The sequence below is a fragment of the Diaphorobacter sp. B2A2W2 genome, from assembly GCF_056730635.1.
Map to the genome: position 1 here is coordinate 62,527 of NZ_JBWZOR010000015.1, position 21,840 is coordinate 84,366.

Below are 21,840 nucleotides of genomic sequence, written 5' to 3' on the forward strand. Positions count from 1 at the left end.
GGCAGCGTAGCGGCCTGAGCGGTGGGCGGCAGGCCATCCGTTGGCCTCAAGCCAAAAACGGCTCTAGCGCCTGCCCAGCAAGCGTGAACAGCTATGGTTTTATTGCGCCTGTACGCCCTGCAGTTCAGCGGTGCGCTGGTCCACGGTTTCGCGCAGTGCCTTGCCGGGCTTGAAGTGGGGAACGCGCTTTTCGGGGATATGCACCGCCTCGCCGCTGCGCGGATTGCGGCCCATGCGCGGGGGGCGGCGGTTGACCGAGAAGCTGCCAAAGCCGCGGATCTCGATGCGGTGCCCGCGCACCAGTGCATCGCTCACGGCGTCCAGAATGGTCTTGACGGCGTATTCGGCGTCGCGCTGGGTGAGCTGCCCAAAGCGGGCAGCCAGTTCTTCGACGAGGTCAGATCGGGTCATGGGACGGCATTCGGGCAGAGGTTGATGTGACAGCGGGCGCTACCAGAGCGCCCGCTGTGTGTGGTGTGCCGCCACCCGCAGGTGGAGGCACACCGGCGCCTGCAGGGCAGGCCGCGACGGATTACTTGTCGGAGTTGTCCAGCTTGGCGCGCAGCAGGGCGCCCAGGCTGGTGGTACCGGCGTTTTCCTTCGCGGACTGGGCCGACAGGTGCGCCATGGCTTCCTGTTGGTCAACCATGTCCTTTTGCTTGATGGACAGCTGGATGTTGCGGGTCTTGCGATCCACGTTCACCACCACGGCCGTGACCTCGTCGCCTTCCTTCAGCACGTTGCGGGCATCTTCCACGCGGTCGCGGGAGATTTCCGAAGCGCGCAGGTAGCCCACGATGTCTTCGCCCAGGTCGATCTCGGCGCCACGGGCGTCCACGGTCTTGACCTTGCCGGTCACCGTCTGGCCCTTGTCGTTCACCGTCACGAAGGTGGTGAACGGGTCGCCATCGAGCTGCTTGATGCCCAGGGAGATACGCTCGCGGTCCACGTCCACGGCCAGCACGATCGCCTCGACTTCCTGCCCCTTCTTGTAGTTGCGCACGGCGGATTCGCCGGGCTCGTTCCAGGACAGGTCGGACAGGTGCACCAGGCCGTCGATGCCGGCAGCCAGGCCCACGAACACGCCGAAGTCGGTGATCGACTTGATCGGGCCCTTGACGCGGTCGCCGCGCTTGGTGTCCTGCGCGAATTCTTGCCAGGGGTTGGCCTTGCACTGCTTCATGCCCAGGCTGATGCGGCGCTTGTCTTCGTCGATCTCCAGGACCATGACTTCGACTTCGTCACCCAGCGACACGAGCTTGGAAGGAGCCACGTTCTTGTTGGTCCAGTCCATTTCGGAGACGTGCACCAGGCCTTCGATGCCGGGCTCCAGCTCGACGAACGCACCGTAGTCGGCGATGTTCGTGACCTTGCCGAACAGGCGCGTGCCCGAGGGGTAGCGGCGCGATACGCCCAGCCACGGGTCGTCGCCCATTTGCTTGAGGCCCAGCGAGACGCGGTTCTTCTCGGTGTCGAACTTGAGGATCTTGGCCGTGATTTCCTGGCCGGCGGTGACCACCTCGGAGGGGTGGCGCACGCGGCGCCATGCCATGTCGGTGATGTGCAGCAGGCCGTCGATGCCGCCCAGGTCCACGAACGCACCGTATTCGGTGATGTTCTTGACCACGCCGTTGACGATCGCGCCTTCCTTCAGCGTTTCCATCAGCTTGGCGCGCTCTTCGCCCATGGAGGCTTCCACCACGGCGCGGCGGCTCAGCACCACGTTGTTGCGCTTGCGGTCCAGCTTGATGACCTTGAACTCCAGGGTCTTGTTTTCGTACGGAGTCAGGTCCTTGACGGGACGGGTGTCGATCAGCGAACCGGGCAGGAAGGCGCGGATGCCGTTGACCAGCACCGTCAGGCCGCCCTTGACCTTGCCGGAGGTCGTGCCGGTCACGAATTCGCCGGATTCCAGCGCCTTCTCCAGCGACAGCCAGGAGGCCAGACGCTTGGCGGTGTCGCGCGACAGGATGGTGTCGCCGTAGCCGTTTTCGATCGAGCCGATGGCCACGGACACGAAGTCGCCCACTTGGACTTCGATCTCGCCCTGGTCGTTCTTGAATTCGTCGATCGGCACATAGGCTTCCGACTTCAGGCCAGCGTTCACCACGACGAAGTTGTGCTCCACGCGCACGACTTCAGCGGTGATGACTTCGCCGGGACGCATTTCGGTGCGTGTCAACGACTCTTCAAAAAGGGCGGCAAAAGATTCAGACATGTAGTTCCTTGCCCGCATGCAGGTTTCCGACGGCACCATTGCCTTCGTTTCTAAGACTGCTTGCGGAGGTTGTGCGGCATCACACCGCGGGGTTGAGGTTGTAAGAACCAAACGGCCAGTGCGCAGTCAGGGCGCGGCGGGAGCCGTGTGGGCCATGTACCGGCCGTCAGCACTTACGCGCCGAACGGCTGGCGAGCCTGCCACCAGTCAATCACCTGCATCACGGCCTCGTCGATCGTGTGCTCGGAGTTGTCCAGTACCAGGGCGTCCTGCGCGGGCTTCAGGGGCGAGGCACTGCGGTTTGCGTCCCGCGCGTCCCGCGCTTCCAAGTCTGCGCGAAGGTCGGCGATATTAGCCGAAATTCCCTTGGAAATCAACTGCTTATAGCGGCGCTCGGCCCGGCAGGCGGCGCTGGCCGTGAGGAAGACCTTGAGCGGTGCCTGCGGGAAGATCACCGTGCCCATGTCGCGCCCGTCGGCCACCAGGCCCGGCAGGCGGCGAAAGCCATGCTGCAGCGCGACCAGGGCGCCGCGCACCGCCGGCAGCGCCGACACGCGCGAGGCGTTCATGCCGGCCTGCTCGGTGCGGATGGCGTCGGTGACGTCTTCCTCGCCCAGCCAGATGCGGTTGCCCGCGAAGCGCACGGGCAGTTGCCGCGCCAGTTCGGCGATGCGCGGCTCGTTGTCGGGGCTGATCTCCAGGCCCGCACGGGTCGCCGCGAGGGCGGTGACGCGGTACAGCGCCCCTGAATCCAGGAAGTGGTAGCCCAGCGCACGCGCCACGGCAGCGGCCACCGTGCCCTTGCCCGAGGCCGTCGGGCCGTCGATGCAGATCACGGGGATGCGGTCCGCGTCGGTCTGCGCCACCTGGAACAGGGCCTCGAAGTAATCCGGGAACGTCTTGGCGACGCACTTGGGGTCTTCGATGCGCACGGGCAGTCCGGCCGGGTTGAAGGCCGCCAGCGAAAAGCACATGGCCACGCGGTGGTCGTCGTAGGTGTGGATGCTGGCGGCGCGCCAGTCGCCGGACTGGGCGGGTGGCGTCACGCGCAGGTAGTCCGCGCCTTCCTCCACCGTGGCGCCCAGCTTGCGCAGCTCGCAGGTCATGGCCGCGATGCGGTCGGTTTCCTTGACGCGCCAGCTTGCGATGTTGCGCAGCACGGTCGTGCCCCGCGCATACAGCGCCATGACGGCGAGGGTCATCGCTGCATCGGGGATGTGGTTGCAGTCCAGGTCGATCGCCTTGAGCGGCCAGGTGTCGCGGGCCACCTCCAGCCAGTTGGGGCCGCCGGTGACGCGTGCGCCCATGGCCTGCGCCGCCTCGACGAAGCGGATGTCGCCCTGGATCGAGTCCAGTCCGACGCCCAGGATCTTGATGCCGTTTTGGCCGCTAGCGCCCGCAGCGATTGCGCCAGAAGCTATGAAATAGCTAGCAGATGATGCATCCGCCTCCACATGGATCAGCCCCGGCGATTGGTACCGGCTGCCCGCGGGAATGGTGAAGCGCTGCCACTGCTCGTGCCGCACGGCGATGCCAAAGCGCGCCAGCAGCTCCAGCGTGATGTGGATGTAGGGCTTGGAGATCAGCTCACCCACGACTTCGATCACCACGTCCTGCTGCCGGGCCACCAGCGGTAGCGCCATCAGCAGCGCGGTGAGGAACTGGCTGGACACGTCGCCGCGCACGCGGATCGGCGCCTGCAGCTGCAGCGGCGGCAGGCCGCCCGCGTGGGCGATGCGCAGCGGTGGAAAGCCTTCGTTGCCCAGGTAGTCGATGCGGCAGCCGAGCTGGCGCAGGGCGTCCACCAGGTCGCCAATGGGACGCTCGTGCATGCGCGGCACGCCCGACAGTTCGTACTCGCCGCCCAGCAGCGCGAGTGCCGCGGTGAGCGGGCGCATGGCCGTGCCGGCGTTGCCCATGAAGAGCTGCGTGGGCGAGGGCGGCGTGGACGATCCCAAACCCGTGATGCGCACGGTGCCGCCTCCGGCTTCGTCGACCGTGCAGCCGAGCTGGCGCAGCGCATCCAGCATCACGCGCGTGTCGTCGGAGGCCAGCAGGTCGCGCACCTCGGTCGTGCCCTGGCTCAACGCGGCCAGCAGCAGCACGCGGTTGGAGATGCTCTTGGAGCCCGGCAGCTGCACGCTGCCCTGCACGCTGGCCAAGGGCGGCAGGTCGAGGAACGCGGTGGAGAACATCAGTGGTCCTTGTGCTTGCGGGGCGCGCCCATGCGCCAGTGCGCGCGGGTGTGACTGGCCAGCGTGATGAGGTCTTCCAGCGCCTGGTCGTTGTCGGCCTGCATGGCCTCCTCCAGCGTCTGCAGTGCCTGCTTGAACACGCGCGACTGGGCCAGCACCTCGTCGCGGTTGGCGCGCAGGATGTCGCGCCACATCTTGGGGTCGCTGGCGGCGATGCGGGTGAAGTCGCGAAAGCCGGGTCCGGCCAGCGCGAGCAGTTCGTCCGCGTTGGACTGCGCGGTGATGCCCGAGATCATGGCGAACGCGAGCATGTGCGGCAGATGGCTCACGGCCGCGAAGCTGGCGTCGTGCGCCTCGGGCGACATGCTGCTCACGTGGCAGCCCAGGGCGCGCCACACTTCCTCCGCGCGGTGCAGCTGGGCGGTGAGGGTGCGCTCGGTGGGGGTCAGGATCACCTGGCGGCCGGTGTACAGGTCGACGTCGGCATGTTCCACGCCCGATACCTCGCGCCCCGTGATCGGGTGCGCCGGCACGAACGAGCCGATCTGGTCACGCAACGCGCGGCGCGCGGCCTGCACCACGTCGGCCTTGGTGGAGCCCACGTCCATGAGCAGCATCTGCGGCGTGACCAGGTGCTTGATGGCCTTCAGGGTGGATTCGGTCGCGGCCACGGGAACGGCCAGCAGCACGATGTCGGCACCCGCGGCGGCCAGCAGCGCGGAGGGCGCCTCAACGTCGATCACGCCGAGCTGGCGCGCCCGATCGGTGGTGGAGGGCGACTTGCTGTAGCCCACGACGCGCTTGACCAGCCCCGCCTTCTTCAATGCCAGGGCGAAGGAGCCGCCCATGAGGCCGCAGCCGATCAGTCCCAGTTGTTCAAACATGCTGCCCCCTCACGCCGGAACGGGGTAGGTGCCCAGCACCTTGTAGAAGGCGCACAGCTGCTGCAGCTCGGCCAGCGCGGCGGCCACGTTGGGCTGGGCGGGGTGGCCTTCGATGTCGATGTAGAAGTAGTACTCCCACTGTCCGGTGCGCGCGGGGCGGGATTCAAAGCGCGTCATGGACACGCCGTGCTTCTTCAAGGGCACCAGCAGGTCGTGCACCGCACCGGGACGGTTGGGCACCGAGATGATGAGGCTGGTGCAGTCCCGTCCCGTGGGCGCGGGCGTGGCCAGCGTGTGCGGCAGGCAGATCACGGCAAAGCGCGTGCGGTTGTAGGCGTCGTCCTGGATGGCGTGGGCCACCACATGCAGGCCGAACTGCTGCGCGGCGCGCTCGCTGGAGATGCCGGCCCACGCCGGGTTGGTGGCGGCCAGGCGTGCGCCTTCCGCATTGCTGGACACGGGCCGGCGCTCGGCGTGGGGCAGGTGCTTGGACAGCCAGCCCTGGCACTGTGCCAGCGCCTGGGGATGGGCCAACACGGCCTCGATGTGCTCGGCGCTGTTGGTGGAGCGCAGCAGGTTGTGGCGCACCAGCAGGCTGACCTCTCCGACCACATGGCAGGGGGTGTGCAGGAACATGTCCAGCGAGCGCGTGACCACGCCCTCGTTGGAATTCTCCACGCCCACCACGCCGTACTGCGCGCTGCCCGCGGCCGTGGCGTGGAACACCTCGTCGAAGCTGTTGCAGTACATCAGGTCGGCCGCGCCGCCGAAGTACTCGATGGCTGCCTGCTCGCAGAACGTGCCCTCGGGGCCCAGCACGGCCACGCGCTGGGGCGATTCCAGCGCCAGGCAGGCCGACATGATCTCGCGCCAGATGGCGGACACGTGTGCGCTCTTGAGCGGTCCGGGGTTGGCGTTGGTGATCTTCTCGATCACCTGGGCGACGCGGTCGGGGCGGAAGTAGGGCGTGCCCTCGCGCTTCTTCAGCTCGCCCACCTGCTCGGCCACGCGGGCGCGCTGGTTGAGAAGCTGCAGCAGCTGGTGGTCCAGCGAATCGATCTGCACGCGCAGATCGGCCAGCGCGGGGCTGGCCTGGGGTGTGGGGCTTGAAGCGTTGTCTGCCATGGATTTGATAGCTGTCCGCGCTTGTCTGTTCTGTGTTTGAGTGGAGAAACTATCTCAAACCCAAATACATCAAGCGCGAACAGCTCACATTTTTATGAAAGGGCCGTGCCGTGGCTTCAGGCAGCGGTGCGTTCGAAGTCCTGCAGATAGTCCACCAGCGCCTGCACGCCCGCCAGAGGCATGGCGTTGTAGATGCTGGCGCGCATGCCGCCCACGGACTTGTGGCCCTTGAGCTGCAGCAGGCCGCGCTCCTTGGCGCCGGTCAGGAAGGCGTCGTTGCGCGACTCATCGCGCAGGAAGAAGGGGATGTTCATGCGCGAGCGGCAGTTGGCCGCCACCTTGTTCACGTAGAACTGCGACTGGTCGATGAAGTCGTACAGCAGCCGCGCCTTGGCGATGTTGCGCTGCTCCATCGCGGCCACGCCGCTGGCCGCGCCCTCGCGCTGGCGCTTGAGCCACTGGAAGGTGAGGCCGGCCATGTAGATGCCCCAGGTGGGGGGCGTGTTGAACATGGAGTGGTTCTCGGCCACGATCTTGTAATCGAAGGCGCTGGGGCAGGCGGGCAGGGCGTGGCCCAGCAGGTCCTCGCGCACCACCACCAGCGTCAGGCCTGCCGGGCCCAGATTCTTCTGCGCGCCGCCGAAGGCCAGGCCCACGCGGCTCCAGTCGACGGGGCGCGACGCCACGTGCGAGGAGAAATCGATCACCAGTGGCGCATCGCTGCCGAGGGCGCGCAGGTCGGGCAGCTCCTGGAATTCCACGCCGTGGATGGTCTCGTTGCTGCAGATGTGCACGTAGCTGGCGCCGCGGCTTAGCTGCCAGCCGGCCGGGTCGGGCAGGGTGGTGAAGTGGCTCTCTTCGCCGGAGGCCGCGGTGCGCACCTCGGCGGCGTATTTGGCTGCCTCCTTGCGCGACTTCTGGCTCCAGCTGCCGGTGACCACGAAGTCCACGGTGGCTGCGCGCGAGAGGTTCAGCGGCACGATGGCGTTCTCCGCCAAGCCACCGCCCTGCATGAACAGGATCTTGAACTCCGGCGGCACCGCCAGCAGCTCGCGCAGGTCGGCTTCGGCCTGCTCGTAGATCGCGATGAACTCCTTGCCGCGGTGACTCATCTCCATCACGCCCATGCCGCTGCCGTGCCAGTCCAGCATCTCGGCGGCGGCCTGCTGCAGCACTTCCTCAGGGATGGCGGCCGGACCGGCCGAGAAGTTGTAAGGGCGATTCATGGTCATGGGTCAAATGTGCTGCCAGCGCTTGTCAGTCAAGCGCTGGCGGCTATCGTTTTGGAAGCGGTTTCAGGCGTCAGCGGGCGGCGGGGCGTCGGCTGCATCGAGATCGGCGGCGTTCGCGTCGTTCTCCACGATGCGCTGCAGTCCGCTGAGCTTGGCGCCTTCGTCCAGCGAGATCAGCGTCACGCCCTGCGTGGCGCGGCCCAGTTCGCGGATCTCGGACACGCGGGTGCGCACCAGCACGCCGGTATCGGTGATCAGCATGATCTCGTCGTCGGCATGCACCAGCGTGGCGGCCACGACCTTGCCGTTGCGCTCGCTTTGCTGGATGGCGATCATGCCCTTGGTGCCGCGCCCATGGCGGGTGTACTCGACGATGCTCGTGCGCTTGCCGTAGCCGTTCTCGGTGGCGGTGAGCACGCTCTGGTTCTCATCCTCAGCCACCAGCATGGCGATCACGCTTTGGCCGTCCTCCAGCATCATGCCGCGCACGCCGCGCGCCTGGCGGCCCAGCGGCCGCACGTCGTTCTCGTCGAAGCGCACGGCCTTGCCGCCGTCGGAGAACAGCATCACGTCGTGCTGGCCGTCGGTCAGCGCCGCGCCGATGAGGTAGTCGCCATCATCCAGGTTCACCGCGATGATGCCGCCCTTGCGGGGGTTGCTGAACTCGTCCAGTGCGGTCTTCTTCACCGTGCCCATGCTGGTCGCCATGAACACATAGTGGTCGGCGGGGAAGGTACGCATGCCGCCCGTCAGGGGCAGCACGACGTTGATTTTTTCGCCCTCGGCCAGCGGGAACATGTTGACGATGGGGCGCCCGCGCGAGTTGCGCGAGCCGGAGGGCACTTCCCACACCTTGAGCCAATACAGCCGGCCGCGGTTGGAAAAGCACAAGATGTAGTCGTGCGTATTGGCAATGAAGAGCTGGTCGATCCAGTCGTCTTCCTTGGTCGCCGCCGCCTGCTTGCCGCGCCCGCCGCGCTTTTGCGCGCGGTACTCGGACAGCGGCTGGCTCTTGATATAGCCGGTGTGCGACAGCGTGACCACCATGTCGGTGGGCGTGATCAGGTCCTCGGTGGACAGGTCCTGGGCGCTGTGCTCGATGGTGCTGCGGCGCGCACCCACCTTGGACTGGCCGAACTCCTGGCGCAGCGTGGAAAGCTCTTCGCCGATGATCGTGGACACGCGCGCGGGCTTGGCCAGAATGTCCAGCAGGTCCTCGATGACCGACATGACGTCCTTGTATTCGGCCACGATCTTGTCCTGCTCCAGGCCCGTCAGGCGCTGCAGGCGCATCTGCAGGATTTCCTGGGCCTGCGTGTCCGACAGGCGGTACAGGCCGCCATCCTGCATGCCGAACTCGCGTTCCAGCCCTTCGGGGCGGTAGTCGTCCGCGTTGACCACGCCGCCATCGGCGCGCGTGCGCGTGAGCATCTCGCGCACCAGCTGGCTGTCCCAGGAACGCGCCATCAGTTCGGCCTTGGCCACGGGCGGCGTGGGCGACTCACGGATGATGCGGATGAACTCGTCGATGTTGGCCAGCGCCACGGCCAGGCCTTCCAGCACGTGGCCGCGCTCGCGGGCCTTGCGCAGCTCGAACACCGTACGGCGCGTGACCACTTCACGGCGGTGCTGCAGGAAGACCTCGATCAGGTCCTTCAGGTTGCACAGCTTGGGCTGACCGTCCACCAGCGCCACCATGTTCATGCCAAAGGTGTCTTGCAGCTGGGTCTGCTTGTACAGGTTGTTGAGCACCACCTCGGGTACTTCGCCGCGCTTGAGTTCGATCACCAGGCGCATGCCGGACTTGTCCGACTCGTCCTGGATGTGGCTGATGCCTTCGAGCTTCTTCTCGTGCACCAGCTCGGCCATGCGCTCCTGTAGCGTCTTCTTGTTGACCTGGTAGGGCAGCTCGTCAACGATGATGGCCTGGCGCTGGCCCTTGTCGATGTCCTCGAAGTGGCACTTGGCGCGCATCACCACCTTGCCGCGGCCCGTGCGGTAGCCTTCCTTGACCCCGTTGATGCCGTAGATGATGCCGGCCGTGGGGAAGTCGGGCGCGGGGATGATCTCCATGAGTTCGTCCACCGTCGCGTCAGGCTGGCGCAGCAGGTGCAAACAGGCATCCACCACCTCATTGAGGTTGTGCGGCGGGATGTTGGTTGCCATGCCCACGGCGATGCCGGCCGATCCGTTGACCAGCAGGTTGGGCAGCTTGCTCGGCAGCACCAGCGGTTCCTTCTCGCTGCCGTCGTAGTTCGGGCCGAAATCGACCGTTTCCTTGTCGATGTCCGCCAGCATCTCGTGCGCTATTTTTGACAGGCGGATTTCGGTATAGCGCATTGCCGCGGCGCTGTCGCCGTCCACTGAGCCGAAGTTGCCCTGGCCGTCCACCAGCATGTGGCGCAGAGAGAAGTCTTGCGCCATGCGCACGATCGTGTCGTATACCGCGCTGTCGCCGTGGGGGTGGTACTTACCGATCACGTCACCAACGATACGGGCGGACTTCTTATAAGGCCGGTTCCAATCATTGTTGAGCTCGTGCATGGCAAACAGCACGCGCCGGTGCACAGGCTTCAGGCCATCCCGCGCGTCGGGCAGGGCGCGCCCGACGATCACGCTCATCGCGTAATCCAGGTAACTGCGCCGCATCTCCTCTTCGAGACTGATGGGCAGGGTTTCTTTGGCAAACTGGGTCATGTCGACGGAGGAGTGGCGGCAGGAAGCGGCCATTTTAGGTGCAACGCCCTGTAGTAGCTGAGCAACACATCCCTGGGATTGCGCTTTTGTCCTACGGTTTGCACCTCGTCAAAGCAGCCCCGGCCTTGTTACGTATGGCACAATCATTTCAACGTTTTTGGTGATGGTCACTGACGACGTCCCTGATTCGCAGCGCGGCTGCGGCTTTTTCCCCAAGAGGAGAACCATGAAGAAACTGAACAAAGTGGCGATGTTGTTGGCCTCTGCTGTGCTTGCTACCTCGGCTGTTGCTCAAGTGAAGGCGGCAGACGGCGGTAAGGTCATCGATAACTGGCAAAACGGCTCGGGCGAGCTGGTCTGGAAGAACGGCACGAATGAACTGTGCTGGCGCGACGCCAACTGGACCCCCGCAACCGCTGCTGAAGGTTGCGACGGCGCTCTGGTGAAGGCTGCTGCTCCTGCTCCCGCAGCTGCACCCGCTCCTGCAGCCGCAGCTCCTGCCGCTCCTGCCCCCGCACCTGCTATCGCTAGCAAGGTGACCTATGCAGCCGACGCTTTCTTCGACTTCGACAAGTCCGTCCTCAAGCCCGAAGGCAAGGCCAAGTTGGACGACCTGGTTTCCAAGGTCAAGGGCATCAACCTGGAAGTGATCATTGCCGTGGGTCACACCGACTCCATCGGTACCGACGCATACAACCAGAAGCTGTCCGTGCGTCGCGCTGAAGCCGTGAAGGCTTACTTGGTGTCCAAGGGCATCGAAAAGAACCGCGTCTACACCGAAGGCAAGGGCGAAAAGCAGCCCGTGGCGGACAACAAGACCAAGGAAGGTCGCGCCAAGAACCGCCGTGTGGAAATCGAAGTGGTTGGTACCCGCGCCAACTGATCGATCCATCGGTCACAAAAAAGCCCCGGCAACGGGGCTTTTTTTATGCCTTGCTCGTTGCAGATGGGACAATGAAAACATGACTGTTTCTGTAAACGCCGATCCCGCTGAGTTGGCCAAGTTTTCGGAACTGGCCCATCGCTGGTGGGACCCCGACAGCGAATTCCGTCCGCTGCACCAAATCAACCCGTTGCGGCTGGATTGGATCAATCAACTCTCGCCTCTGGAAGGGCGCAAGGTTCTCGACGTGGGGTGCGGCGGGGGAATTCTGTCGGACTCCATGGCCCGCAAGGGGGCAGAAGTCACGGGGATCGACCTGGCGTCCAAGGCATTGCGCGTGGCGCGGCTCCATGCCCTGGAGGCGGAAACGCCGCGCGTACAGTACCGGGAGATCAGCGTCGAGGAGTTGGCAAACGAGTGTCCTGGGTCGTTCGACACGGTCACCTGCATGGAGATGCTGGAGCATGTGCCCGATCCCCAGTCGGTCGTGGCCGCATGCGCGCGCCTCGTCAAGCCAGGCGGATGGGTGTTCTTCTCTACGATCAACCGGAATGCGAAGGCCTTTGCGTTGGCGATCGTGGGGGCGGAATACCTGCTCAAGATGCTGCCCCAGGGAACGCATGAGTACGCCAAATTCATCCGCCCTAGTGAGCTGGCATCCGCATGCCGCCAGGCGGGCCTTGATGTGTTGCATACGCGCGGCATGCAGTACAACCCCGTAACCGGCCGCTATTGGCTGAGCGGGGATACCGATGTGAATTACCTGTTCGCTACCAGGCGACCCACTGCATGAGCGAGGTGTCTTTCACGGCGGTGCGCGGGGTGTTGTTCGACCTGGATGGCACCTTGATCGACAGTGCGCCTGACCTGGGCTTTGCTGCGGACCAGTTGCGGTCCGTCCGCGGGCTCCCTTCGCTGCCGCTGGAGGCCTATCGTCCCCTGGCCGGCGCGGGCGCGAGGGGTATGTTGTCGGTGGCATTCGGCATCACGCCGGACCATCCGGACTTTCCCGGCTTGAGGGAAGAGTTTTTCACCAACTACGAGCAATGCATCCACGACCAAACGGCATTGTTTCCTGGCATCCAGGAATTGGTGGCTACTCTTGAGCATCGTCCGTTGAAATGGGGTGTGGTGACCAATAAAGTGGAGCGTTTTACCTCACTCATCGCCCAGCGCGTGGCGCTTTTCGCCAATGCGGGGGCCATCGTCAGTGGAGACACCACTGCGTATTCCAAGCCCCACCCAGAGCCTTTATGGGAGGCTGCACGGCGCCTGGGGCTGGAGCCGCACGAGTGCATTTACGTCGGTGACGACGAAAGAGATATTCAGGCAGGGCAAGCCGCAGGCATGAAAACCGTGGTGGCCATGTACGGCTATCTTGGCTCGGGCGCCTCCCCGAAGAGTTGGGGCGCGGATGCAGAGATTTATTCCCCCCTTGACCTCTTGAAATTGATGGGCCTGGACTAAAATAGTCATCCAAGGGGCTGTCCCGGTTTCGACGTGGGTTCGGAATCGGAGCGGTGCATGTCGAGCTTGAGTGACGCTCGTAAATCTCCATTCACTAAACTAACTGCAAACGACGAACGTTTCGCACTCGCCGCTTAAATACCGGTGAGCCTTGCAACAGCACGCTGATGGGCTGGGCAAGGGGGCCGCAAGGCCTCCCGGCTGCAAGGGAATTTACATCAGCTGGTGGCATGCCGGGCACCTTGGCGTGGTACGAGATTCAAGGGTGCTGGCATCTTGCGTAGCGTGTGCCTGCGCGACGTGAGATGCAAGAATGAAAACAGAGCACTAAACATGTAGATCTGCCCGAAGAAGGCTTGCGGACGCGGGTTCAATTCCCGCCAGCTCCACCACTCAAGACACCGCCACACTCTGGAACACCCATGTGGCGTAAGGCATAAAGTGGCCATCTGGCCACGTTATGGTTTATTTGACGTTTGGCCAAATTTTGCTTTATGCGAAATTTGTGCTAGGAACCTTGGAAGAAGTCCCGCACGAGGTGACTGCGTGGCTACCTTGTGGATTGTTTTTGCGTAAATGGATAAGCCCGCGAGCGCATGCTCGCGGGCTTTTTTTGCGCAAAGTGCGGGAAGTCTTTGGGACGTACCCTTGAGACCTCAGGCTGTGCATCAGATCGCTTGTCGCGCTGCAAGCGCAAAAAAGGCCGCGAAGAGCGGCCCAGTAACGCTTCAAGCCACTGGGTTCAGCGTGCCAGCCCAGGCTTTGGTGATTCAGTGCAATCGTTGCTCGCGGCGGCGGAGGGGTGGCCCACCCGACTTTTCACATCCCGCAGGACCTCATAAAGTCCCTGCACGCCAGACAACACCTCCGCGGGAACGCGGGTTGTTACTTCTCTGAGATTGAGCGCTTTACCCTCCTTCAGTACATCCCGTCCGGCCGCCTCCAGATAGGGCATGGCCTTCGCAAGGCGGACCTGGCGGCGGTGCTTCTGATGAGTCAGCCAGCGCTGACCTATCTGGCGAGCAGTCTGGTTGCACTTCAGGTACAAAAACCGCGTCTCGATGTCCAATTGCTTGGAGACTTCCCTTACCGGCATAGGGTTGGGTTGGTGCAAATAGGTCTTCAACTGCTGTTCCACCTCGTTCCAATCGATCTCTCGCTGAGGCCCGCGCTTGCGGTCCTGGGCCTTGAACAGAGTCAATTGCGGCTCTTGCGACGGTGGCTTCCAGTGCGCCGTATCGCCAGTCAGCAGTTGGACCACGCCGATGCCCGATTGCGATGCCACTTGCATGCTGATCTCCAGTGTGGGCAATTTGTTCGACTGAAGCCAGTAGTGAACGGTCCCCTTGGAGATCCCCACGCGTTTCGCAAAGCGAGTCCCCTGTCCGCCGTCCATCTCTGCAATGATGTGCTGGATGGCGTCCACCAACGCACTGCGCCGGGGATTGTGCGCGAACTGCTGCTGCACGCGGAGCATTTCATGCATCTGGCGTGCGCGCCACAGCTCAACCGGTTCAATGGCATGGTCAGTGCTCGCTTGGCTCACGTCACGGCCCAAGAACGCCCCGCATTTTGTGCACCAACCGGGCACGACGAGGGCCGCCGCATGCCGCACGTTGTCCTTGTAGCAGCAGGGACAGTGTTGCTCCAGTCTGACGTGATGGGTGTGGCAGACAGTGACCGCCTTGGACTCCCAAGCAAGGCGGAAATAGGGCGTTCCCCCGTTGACCCGGTCCTCGGCCAAGCAATGCGGGCAAAATTGTCCTTTGCTCACGATGGGGAAGCCGCTTTGTGCGATCACGTTGCGCCAAGGCAGGAACGTGAGCCGGTCCAGCATTGGAATACTCGTGAGCGCCGACAAGGCGCTCGACCATGTGAGCGCCGAGTCCCCGATCCCAGAAATTTGCCGCTGAAACCAGTCGAACTGCTCCTCCACGTCGTGCTCGAAGCGCCGCGCCACCTCTCGAGACAGACTTACGGTGGAGGTGCTGTGGGAGGCGGCAAGCCGGCAAAAATAGCTCAGAAGACTCTCGACCTGGGCGCTGCCCAGGCCCAGCGGCTGTAGCGCGTGTAGTACCGAGCGGGGATTTACGACCTTGTCCATATCACGCGACCTTTCGTTGTTGAGCGCCCGTCTTGGGCAGTTTGGGCATGCTGCGGGTCAGCCCGGGATTGATTGCCGCCTCTCCATCCAAAATCTCTTCCAGGATCTGCTTGCGCTGCAGTTCTGATAGCAGTGCCGTGCGCAGGTGATCTGGCGACCAACTGCCGGTGGTCTCGGCAAGCTTCGCTGCCCGCGTCAGGATTGCACTGAGCGTGCCGATGCATCCCAGGGTGTTCTCATGGAGGCTGTCGGCATAGGGCATCAATCCCTGTCCCCAGACCGGCTCGGCCGTGTTCTGGAATTTCTGCACGCAGGCGTGGAAGGCACGAATATCGTGGTCGTTGTCCTGCCGATACCGCTCCATATGCAACACGTGCGTTCTCCGAGCCAACTGTCCGGAGAGCGACATCAGCTGAAATAGGTCATAGGAGCCGACCATAACGATTTGCACGCCCGCCTGGTTGGCCAGCGACTTCAATGTGTCCAGTTGGATCTCCAGCCGATTGCGCCGCGTCTGGTGGATGATGTGTGCGGCTTCATCAATGACGAGGAAGCGGGTTTTGCGATGACGCAGTGTGCGCTCGACCGAAGTGCGAAGGCCGGCTAGCGTGCGGTCCTTGAGACTGCGCGGGCTCACCATGCGTCCGGTGATGGGATCGATATCGAAGTGGTACTTTGGGATTTCCAGGTCCGTATCCAGTTGCTCCAGCACGCTTTGGTAGAACAGGCGCCAGGAAAAATCGTCTTCACCCGAGGCCCGCGCTTCCACATATACCGCCGGGATGATGCCGGCATCGGCCTGCATTTCAGGCGCACTGCGCTCGTTTTCCGCTTTGACCATCGATTTGGCCAGTGCGCTCTTGCCCACGCCCGTGGGGCCGCAGACCATCAAGATGCTGTCCTGGCTGCCCGGGTAGATCAAACAGTTCAGCTCATCCATCACCTGCTTGATGCGGGTGTGCTTGATGCGCAGCGATTGCAGAGCCTGGGTGTAGCTGGGAGGGCTCACGAGCGCCAGGTCGGAGGGGAGGATTTCAGGACGGGTCATGTTAGAAAGTGTCAAAGTCAGGGAGGTCACCAGGTGCCTGTGCCTGAGGCGGCGCCTGGAGGGATAGGGGCGAAGGTGTCCTGTGGTCGCACCTCTCCGGTGTGACTCTTTCAACAAGTGGTGTGTCCTTAATCAGGCAGGTTTTCGAGGCCGCCGGCACGGGGTGGATGCTGGACAGCTGAAGGTGGTTGTAGAGCGACTTGTTCTCGGCCTGGCGCTCCAATGCAGCAGCCAGTGCGCCCTCGGGAGTGAACACCTGCATGAACTCACGCAGTCGTTCGCGAGCACGCTCGTCGTTGATTGACGCTCCAGTTTTCTTCGCATATTCCTCGGTCAGCGTGCGGCGCTCAATCTCGGTGAGCTGTCCCAGATTCCTGAGATTGCGGCATACGGCGCGCACCCATCGGTCTTTCAGACGCACGTAAACCGTTGAGGCGTCCCAGGGGTCATAGCGCACCGGCCACTGCTTATCGGCGTAGCGCGGATCCTTGAAGTCCGCATGCCAATACAGCATGTCGTTGACCTTGACGCCACGCTGAGGGTGCACCAAGCGCGACGCCTTGCGGTCCACGGGGGGGCAGGTTGCGATCAGGAAGTCTTCGTTGAACAGAATGTGGCGGTGCGGGCGCGCTCCCGACTGCGCCATACCCCTTTGAAATGCTTCGCGGGGGCTGATGTCCAGCGCCGGGTGACGCTCCTGGTCGTAGTATTCGGTCGCCCAGAAGCTCACACCGTGGTACATGGACTCGAGGGTCCATTGCGCGAAGTTCACCGGCAGATGCTTGCCGGTTGTCATGCGTACGTTTTTTGTGGCCTTTGTGTTGCCGGCGAGGTTATGGATGTACTCCGTGTTGACCCGGCCAAACAACCGCTCGAGCACCGCGCCATGGCGGGGCTGACCGGCTGGGCGATAGCGCAGGTGCACACCCATGACCTCGAGAAAGGTCTCAAAGGCCGAAGACATGAAGTCGCGCCCGTTGTCCACGACAATGAACTCTGGCAACCGGCCAAAGCGTCGCACCATGTCGCGCACCACCATCATCACCGAGTGGTACGACGGTGGATCAAACGTCAGATACAACGCAACAATGCGGCGTGAGTACGCATCCACCGCAAACGAGAGCCAGGGCCGTCCCATTGGCTTTCCCGTTCGACTGGAGATCAGTTCGATATCCAACTGTGTGTGATCGATGTGCACATACTGAAAAGGACGACTGCCATGGGCAGGCGTATCGACACACAGCACATCGATGAAAGGGCTCATCTGGTAGGCCTTGCGTTTGCCTTCGCGGGTTCGCCTGGTTTGGGCGTCTTCCATGGCTCTGATGCGGTGAATCATGGTGGGATAAGACGGGGGCTTGACACCAGACGCTTCGCAAGCCACCACAAGCTCTCGGTAGCATGAGCGGTAGTTGCGTGCTTCGTGGCTGGTCCACTTTGTCTCAATGATGCGACGGAGTTGGTACTCCTGCTCCTCGGTCAGCCTGGCTGTGCGGTTGAGGTGGACCACGTTGCGTCAGGCCCAGTCATTCGGGTTGTTCCCGCCCAGATGCGTGCTTGGTGCAAGGAGCGAGACAAGATCACAGGAACGTCCGGCCGCCATGGGGAGGTGGATACCGCAACGCGCTTTGAAGTCGCATCGCTGGCCGGCTGGCGGTGCCAGTTCGATGGTTGCGGAGAGGACCTGCGCCATCATTTTGTGCCAGGGGCCACGGGGAACTACAGCTACTTCGCGCACATCGTGGCCTCGTCGGCCGACGGTCCTCGTGGGGACAAGGTGAAGTCACCGCTTCTGGCGAATGCCCCGTCGAACATCATGCTGATGTGCGACAAATGCCACCGCCTGATCGACCGCGTAGCTCCGAAGCGATACAGCGCTGACTATCTCAACGAGATGCGTCAGCGCAACGTCGATGAAGTTCGTCGGCTGCTGAACACGCTTCGCTACCCGGCAGCCCAGATGCTGGTCATCGGCGGCAACATCGAAGGGCAGTCATTCGCTTTTGATGAGCGGATCGCGGAAGAGGCCATGTGGTTGCGTCAGCTGCGCACCGGAGGGGTGCGTGCGGAATGGTTCGCGCGCAATGGTCCGCATCTCGGTGCATCGAACTCGGATGGCTACTGGCTGAGCCTGTTCCAACTGCTCAAGAATGACAGGCCGAGATTGGCGGGTCTGCTGGACGGGACGGTGTACGGTGGTGCGCCACGACCGCCGCTCGCGGTCTTTCCTGTGCATGCCACCTCGGTCCTGGTCCTGTCGGGGCGGCTCATCGGAGACTCCAGCAGTGCCCACATTTTCCAGTTTCATCGCGATCAAGTGAGCGGCCAACGCGGTGGACAGTGGACTTGGCCAGAGACAGCGCCAGTACCAGCCAATGACAAATTCAAGGTTCAGGTTCATCGTCATGCCAACGGCGGTGAAGCCGAGGCATGCCTGCGGATCAATTTGACTGCAGCGGTCCCGGCGTCCGATTTGCCTGCACACTTGTTTTCCGATGGGAAACACGAAGTGCCGACGATTGAGATCACGGTTGACAGTCCAAGTCACCGCGTCATGGGGCATCCCGCCGATCTTGATCTGTTTGGACGCGCTGTCGACCAGGCGCTGCAGAAGCTCCAGGATGAATGGCGGGTGTCAAAAGTACATCTGGTGCTGATCGCGCCAGTGTCTGCTTGTTGCCGTGTTGGGCAAAAGATGCAAGCCCGTCACCACGCCGAGTTCATCCTGTACGAACGCAAGCCCAGCACTACGCCCGGTGCGCGCGGTGAGTTTGCCAAGACGATTGCGATTTCTCCCACCGAGGTGACCCTGCTGTCGACCGGCGAGTCCCTTTCCATCTCGTAAACAAAGTCGGCACAAAGGTACTTCATCATGACTACGAAACCGCCAAACAACATTACGTTCACCACTCGCTTGCAGAAGTCTTTGGGCATGACACGAGATGCCGGCCGCTGGGAGCAACTCATCATGTCCTTGCTTCAGCGACTTGAACTCGACAAGGTCGATCGCGCCAAGGCCATCAAGCAATACGAACTCTTGGCAGATGACATCGCCACCAAGTTGGATATTCCGCGCCACAACGTGGATGTCTATTCGCAGGGATCGATGCGCACCCAGACCACCATCCGCCCCCGGGGCAATGCGAAATTCGACATCGACATCATGGTGGAGCTGTCAGGCCCGAAGTACAACAATCCCAACTCAGAGGCGATGTTTGAAGAGTTTGGGAAAGCCCTTGAGGGCAACGAAGAAGTTACCGGTGACCCAGATCCGCGGCGCCGTTGCTGGCGACTGCAGTACCCGGGAGAGGCGTTCTACTTCGATGTGACGCCGGCGGTGGCGGACATGTACAAGACCTATGGTGCGGGCCTGCGGGTACGAGACCCGGACACGGTCTGGAGTCCCTCGAATCCGAAGGAATTTGCTGATTGGTTTTGCGAGCGCGCCGATCTGCGGTTTTCGTTTCAGGAGAAGACCGCGCTGGCAGCAGTGGTCGAGGCGCGTAAGTCGATCGATCCCGTACCCGGCGATCCGGTCGGCATCGACGACATGTTGCGTCGAGCTGTGCAATTGATGAAGCTGCATCGTGACAACTTCTACTTCTACGCGAGCCCCGACCAGAAAGACACGATGCCGATCTCGGTCATCATCGTGACCCTGGCGACCCAAGCGTTTGAGAACATCTGGCGAACCAGGCGTCATAGCTTCAATTCGCCTATTGAGGTGGTGCTTGCCATCGTGGAGGAGATGCCCGACTACATCAAGCGTGATGCAGCGGGTCGCTTCTATGTGGAGAACCCGAAGCTCTCCACGGAGAATTTCGCGGATCGTTGGAATAGTGATCAAGGGGCCCGTGCACGCGAATTCAAGCGTTGGCACAAGCAACTGGAGACGCACCTCGAGGCACTGCTCACAGATGAGTATTCCAGGAGCACTGAAGAGAAGCTGCGCGGCGTGTTCGGGCAAGCTGGGGTTGATGCGTGGCGCGACAGTCTCGGCAGTTCGACCGAGTCCACGCCGCTTCTCAAGAGCTTGGTTGTGGCATCTGGGGGGCAGGTGGCTAATCCGAATGTTGCAACGCCCGTCAGCCATCGCACCAACACGTTGGCGTAAGGGGTCAAGGTGCCGACCATGCCATTATTTTTAGCCGCGATCGGCATGGTCACGGCGTGGTTTGACGGACTCGGGCCCAGCGCTGCAACGCGATGCCCGGACAAGGAGTCGGAGCAGCGTTGTCGCGTCTGGCGTTTGGCAGAAGGTGCGCCGGTACTGAATGGCGCCGCGCCACTGCTGGTGCTTCAGCACGATTTTCCGCTCACGCCTGCCCGCATCGAATTGGACCGGAAGTTCTGTTTGCAGCTGCCCCACATCGAGGTAGATGGCCATTTCTGCCACGGTGTCGAATTCGACTCGGCAGACGTCGCCGCCCCGGTGGCGGCAGTCGGTCGTGTTTTGGCCAGGTTTTCCGACTTCCTCGATCGATGCGCCGATCCAGGTTGGGTGGAGGCTGAATTCAGTCGGGAACGTCAAGATTACTGGGCTCGCTATGCGGCTGGGGCCAAAGCACCAGCCAGCTATCGCACGGTAGAGCTATTGCTGGATGCCGATGTGAGAATTGACGAACCACATGAGGCTGCTGCGCTTTCTCTTGGGGACGGCAGGGCCCTCGCCACGACGTCTACGACGGAGCCGGAGCGTGTAGCAAAGGCCAGAGCATGGCCATTGGGCGGCGTCATTCGTGGCGGCGCGCTGGTGATGAAGCTGCCTACCGCCGAACGATGGACGCCCAGTGTTTGGCCGAGGAGTTTTCATGATCTTGATGAGCTTCTTTCGCAGCTCAGTGGTTCCGCGGGGAAGCTGAAGAATTGGTACCAGGCGCGCCGTTGGCCGAACAAGGCGCCCGTGTTCGTGGTGCTCTTGCAGGGCCCGGCCGTGTACGGATGGCGGATAGTGCCGCCGCAGGTCGCACGTCAAGTCGAGCCGGCCCTTGTGCCCATCGACGTCACCCGTGTCGACAGGCAATGGAGCCTGTCTCGAGATCATCGGGCTGAGGGCTTGGCTCATCTTGCCACCAAGAAGGTGGTGGTGCTCGGATGTGGCTCGCTGGGTGCGCCGTTGATTGAGCTCCTGGCGCGCGCAGGCGTCGGAGCCATTGAGGTGGTGGATCCGCAGACATTCGAGCCAGAAAATATCTCACGTCATGTGCTCGGTGCGCCACATATTGGCCTTGGGAAAGCTGCATCACTATGCGCTCGATTGCGGCAGGCCATCCCAGGGGCACAACTCGAAGCTTTCGGTGAAAAGGCCATGCAGTGGTGTGCCAAGGCGGATCAACGCCCACTGCCGGATCTCATCGTGGATTGCACGGGCGAGCGCTCTGTAAGGATCGGCATTTCAATGCTGCGGAAGCAGGTGTTGAAAGACGCCCCTGTCGTGATGGCGTGGATGGAGCCATTTGGCGCAGCGGCTCATGCTGTTCTGATATCTGGCAGCGATGCGTGGCCTGCTTCGGACCCCGCCGATACAGCGGTCAATGTTGCGACTTGGCCAGACGACGCTCAGGTTGATCTTCCGGGATGTGGCCAGGGCTTCCATCCGTATGGTGTTGCCGATGCCTGGGCAGCTGCAGGCATGGTGTCCGAGCGTGTACTGAAAATTCTGAACGGCGAACAGGTGTTCTCTGGGACGTGGTCCATGATTCGTCATGAAAACTACTTCAGGAGTAAGTCGCCTTCGGTGACCTTTAATCGTCCGACACCGGTTCCCGTGGGGGTGGATTCGGTCATTGAGCATCGCCCGTTGGCAGAGGTACTGCAAGGTGCCTGAGCCGCTAGTGAAGTTTGCACTCCCTGGGGCGGAGTGGAGTCTTCAGTTTGACGAAGCCGCAGTCTCGATGCTGCAGAGGAGGATGCAGCGCTGGTCACGTTCAAAAGAGTCCGTGGGTCAGCTCTTCACAAATGACCTCACGGCGTCAACCATCGTGATC

General features: G+C 62.7%; 16 protein-coding genes and 1 other RNA gene. 7 read left to right on the top strand and 10 right to left on the bottom strand.

Features of this window, described 5'->3' with window-relative positions:
• Positions 1–99: 99 nt before the first annotated feature.
• The 7 genes from AC1PPL_RS18520 to gyrA all read right to left on the bottom strand — a co-directional run bounded on the left by AC1PPL_RS18520 (position 100) and on the right by gyrA (position 10,351).
• Positions 100–411 carry an integration host factor subunit beta gene (locus AC1PPL_RS18520; protein WP_011805670.1) on the bottom strand — a complete coding sequence of 104 codons (312 nt, stop codon included), beginning with the start codon at positions 409–411 and terminating at the stop codon, positions 100–102.
• Between the two features lie 121 nt (positions 412–532).
• Positions 533–2,236: a 30S ribosomal protein S1 gene (rpsA, locus tag AC1PPL_RS18525; RefSeq protein ID WP_094766865.1), complete on the bottom strand. Its 1,704-nt coding sequence runs from the start codon at positions 2,234–2,236 to the stop codon at positions 533–535.
• Positions 2,237–2,391: 155 nt separating this feature from the next.
• On the bottom strand, positions 2,392–4,413 hold the full coding sequence (locus AC1PPL_RS18530; protein ID WP_479973897.1) for a bifunctional 3-phosphoshikimate 1-carboxyvinyltransferase/cytidylate kinase: 2,022 nt from the start codon (positions 4,411–4,413) through the stop codon (positions 2,392–2,394).
• Positions 4,413–5,297 carry a prephenate dehydrogenase gene (locus AC1PPL_RS18535; RefSeq protein ID WP_312564227.1) on the bottom strand — a complete coding sequence of 295 codons (885 nt, stop codon included), beginning with the start codon at positions 5,295–5,297 and terminating at the stop codon, positions 4,413–4,415. The genes AC1PPL_RS18530 and AC1PPL_RS18535 overlap by 1 nt, the downstream gene beginning before the upstream one ends.
• 9 nt (positions 5,298–5,306) lie before the next feature.
• Positions 5,307–6,422: a prephenate dehydratase gene (gene pheA / locus AC1PPL_RS18540; RefSeq protein ID WP_135149737.1), complete on the bottom strand. Its 1,116-nt coding sequence runs from the start codon at positions 6,420–6,422 to the stop codon at positions 5,307–5,309.
• A gap of 116 nt (positions 6,423–6,538) precedes the next feature.
• The gene (gene serC / locus AC1PPL_RS18545; protein ID WP_479973904.1) at positions 6,539–7,648 is read right to left on the bottom strand and encodes a 3-phosphoserine/phosphohydroxythreonine transaminase; all 1,110 of its coding nucleotides are present in this window, start codon (positions 7,646–7,648) and stop codon (positions 6,539–6,541) included.
• 69 nt (positions 7,649–7,717) lie between these two features.
• Entirely contained in the window at positions 7,718–10,351 is a 2,634-nt protein-coding gene (gene gyrA, locus AC1PPL_RS18550; protein WP_287965971.1) for a DNA gyrase subunit A, read from the bottom strand.
• Between the two features lie 226 nt (positions 10,352–10,577).
• Between gyrA and ompA the strand changes: the two genes are divergently transcribed.
• From ompA to ssrA, 4 genes are all read left to right on the top strand, one after another.
• Positions 10,578–11,234, top strand: a complete 657-nt coding sequence (gene ompA, locus AC1PPL_RS18555; protein WP_011805663.1) for an outer membrane protein OmpA — start codon at positions 10,578–10,580, stop codon at positions 11,232–11,234.
• A gap of 79 nt (positions 11,235–11,313) precedes the next feature.
• Positions 11,314–12,027, top strand: a complete 714-nt coding sequence (gene ubiG / locus AC1PPL_RS18560) for a bifunctional 2-polyprenyl-6-hydroxyphenol methylase/3-demethylubiquinol 3-O-methyltransferase UbiG (protein WP_011805662.1) — start codon at positions 11,314–11,316, stop codon at positions 12,025–12,027.
• The gene (locus tag AC1PPL_RS18565) at positions 12,024–12,701 is read left to right on the top strand and encodes an HAD family hydrolase (protein WP_103737555.1); all 678 of its coding nucleotides are present in this window, start codon (positions 12,024–12,026) and stop codon (positions 12,699–12,701) included. The genes ubiG and AC1PPL_RS18565 overlap by 4 nt, the downstream gene beginning before the upstream one ends.
• A gap of 13 nt (positions 12,702–12,714) precedes the next feature.
• Positions 12,715–13,093, top strand: a transfer-messenger RNA (tmRNA) gene (ssrA, locus tag AC1PPL_RS18570).
• A 350-nt stretch (positions 13,094–13,443) separates the two neighbouring features.
• On the opposite strand, the gene AC1PPL_RS18575 is transcribed toward ssrA, so the two are convergent.
• Genes AC1PPL_RS18575 through AC1PPL_RS18585 form a run of 3 tightly spaced genes read right to left on the bottom strand, consistent with a single transcriptional unit; the run spans position 13,444 to position 17,192 of the window.
• Positions 13,444–14,805 (bottom strand): TniQ family protein, encoded by a 1,362-nt coding sequence (locus tag AC1PPL_RS18575; protein ID WP_123676468.1) that lies wholly within the window; start codon positions 14,803–14,805, stop codon positions 13,444–13,446.
• Between the two features lies 1 nt (position 14,806).
• Positions 14,807–15,853 (bottom strand): TniB family NTP-binding protein, encoded by a 1,047-nt coding sequence (locus AC1PPL_RS18580; RefSeq protein ID WP_479973898.1) that lies wholly within the window; start codon positions 15,851–15,853, stop codon positions 14,807–14,809.
• Position 15,854: 1 nt separating this feature from the next.
• Positions 15,855–17,192 carry a DDE-type integrase/transposase/recombinase gene (locus tag AC1PPL_RS18585; protein WP_479973899.1) on the bottom strand — a complete coding sequence of 446 codons (1,338 nt, stop codon included), beginning with the start codon at positions 17,190–17,192 and terminating at the stop codon, positions 15,855–15,857.
• 270 nt (positions 17,193–17,462) lie between these two features.
• On the opposite strand from AC1PPL_RS18585, the gene AC1PPL_RS18590 reads away from it, so the two are divergent.
• The 3 genes from AC1PPL_RS18590 to AC1PPL_RS18600 are packed head-to-tail and all read left to right on the top strand — an operon-like array spanning position 17,463 to position 21,680.
• Positions 17,463–18,698, top strand: coding sequence for an SAVED domain-containing protein (locus tag AC1PPL_RS18590; protein WP_479973900.1), 1,236 nt, complete (start codon positions 17,463–17,465; stop codon positions 18,696–18,698).
• A gap of 27 nt (positions 18,699–18,725) precedes the next feature.
• Positions 18,726–19,967, top strand: a complete 1,242-nt coding sequence (locus AC1PPL_RS18595) for a nucleotidyltransferase domain-containing protein (protein ID WP_479973901.1) — start codon at positions 18,726–18,728, stop codon at positions 19,965–19,967.
• Between the two features lie 18 nt (positions 19,968–19,985).
• Positions 19,986–21,680: a ThiF family adenylyltransferase gene (locus tag AC1PPL_RS18600; protein ID WP_479973905.1), complete on the top strand. Its 1,695-nt coding sequence runs from the start codon at positions 19,986–19,988 to the stop codon at positions 21,678–21,680.
• The last annotated feature ends 160 nt before the right edge of the window (positions 21,681–21,840 follow it).

What these genes read in the sequence shown, in the direction of transcription:
- AC1PPL_RS18595 (WP_479973901.1), top strand. Translation starts at nt 18,726, where the DNA reads ATGACTACGAAACCGCCAAACAACATTACGTTCACCACTCGCTTGCAG.
- pheA (WP_135149737.1), bottom strand. Translation starts at nt 6,422, where the DNA reads ATGGCAGACAACGCTTCAAGCCCCACACCCCAGGCCAGCCCCGCGCTG.
- AC1PPL_RS18580 (WP_479973898.1), bottom strand. Translation starts at nt 15,853, where the DNA reads ATGACCCGTCCTGAAATCCTCCCCTCCGACCTGGCGCTCGTGAGCCCT.
- ompA (WP_011805663.1), top strand. Translation starts at nt 10,578, where the DNA reads ATGAAGAAACTGAACAAAGTGGCGATGTTGTTGGCCTCTGCTGTGCTT.
- ubiG (WP_011805662.1), top strand. Translation starts at nt 11,314, where the DNA reads ATGACTGTTTCTGTAAACGCCGATCCCGCTGAGTTGGCCAAGTTTTCG.
- AC1PPL_RS18535 (WP_312564227.1), bottom strand. Translation starts at nt 5,297, where the DNA reads ATGTTTGAACAACTGGGACTGATCGGCTGCGGCCTCATGGGCGGCTCC.
- rpsA (WP_094766865.1), bottom strand. Translation starts at nt 2,236, where the DNA reads ATGCGGGCAAGGAACTACATGTCTGAATCTTTTGCCGCCCTTTTTGAA.
- gyrA (WP_287965971.1), bottom strand. Translation starts at nt 10,351, where the DNA reads ATGACCCAGTTTGCCAAAGAAACCCTGCCCATCAGTCTCGAAGAGGAG.
- serC (WP_479973904.1), bottom strand. Translation starts at nt 7,648, where the DNA reads ATGAATCGCCCTTACAACTTCTCGGCCGGTCCGGCCGCCATCCCTGAG.
- AC1PPL_RS18565 (WP_103737555.1), top strand. Translation starts at nt 12,024, where the DNA reads ATGAGCGAGGTGTCTTTCACGGCGGTGCGCGGGGTGTTGTTCGACCTG.
- AC1PPL_RS18520 (WP_011805670.1), bottom strand. Translation starts at nt 411, where the DNA reads ATGACCCGATCTGACCTCGTCGAAGAACTGGCTGCCCGCTTTGGGCAG.
- AC1PPL_RS18600 (WP_479973905.1), top strand. Translation starts at nt 19,986, where the DNA reads ATGCCATTATTTTTAGCCGCGATCGGCATGGTCACGGCGTGGTTTGAC.
- AC1PPL_RS18530 (WP_479973897.1), bottom strand. Translation starts at nt 4,413, where the DNA reads ATGTTCTCCACCGCGTTCCTCGACCTGCCGCCCTTGGCCAGCGTGCAG.
- AC1PPL_RS18585 (WP_479973899.1), bottom strand. Translation starts at nt 17,192, where the DNA reads ATGATTCACCGCATCAGAGCCATGGAAGACGCCCAAACCAGGCGAACC.
- AC1PPL_RS18575 (WP_123676468.1), bottom strand. Translation starts at nt 14,805, where the DNA reads ATGGACAAGGTCGTAAATCCCCGCTCGGTACTACACGCGCTACAGCCG.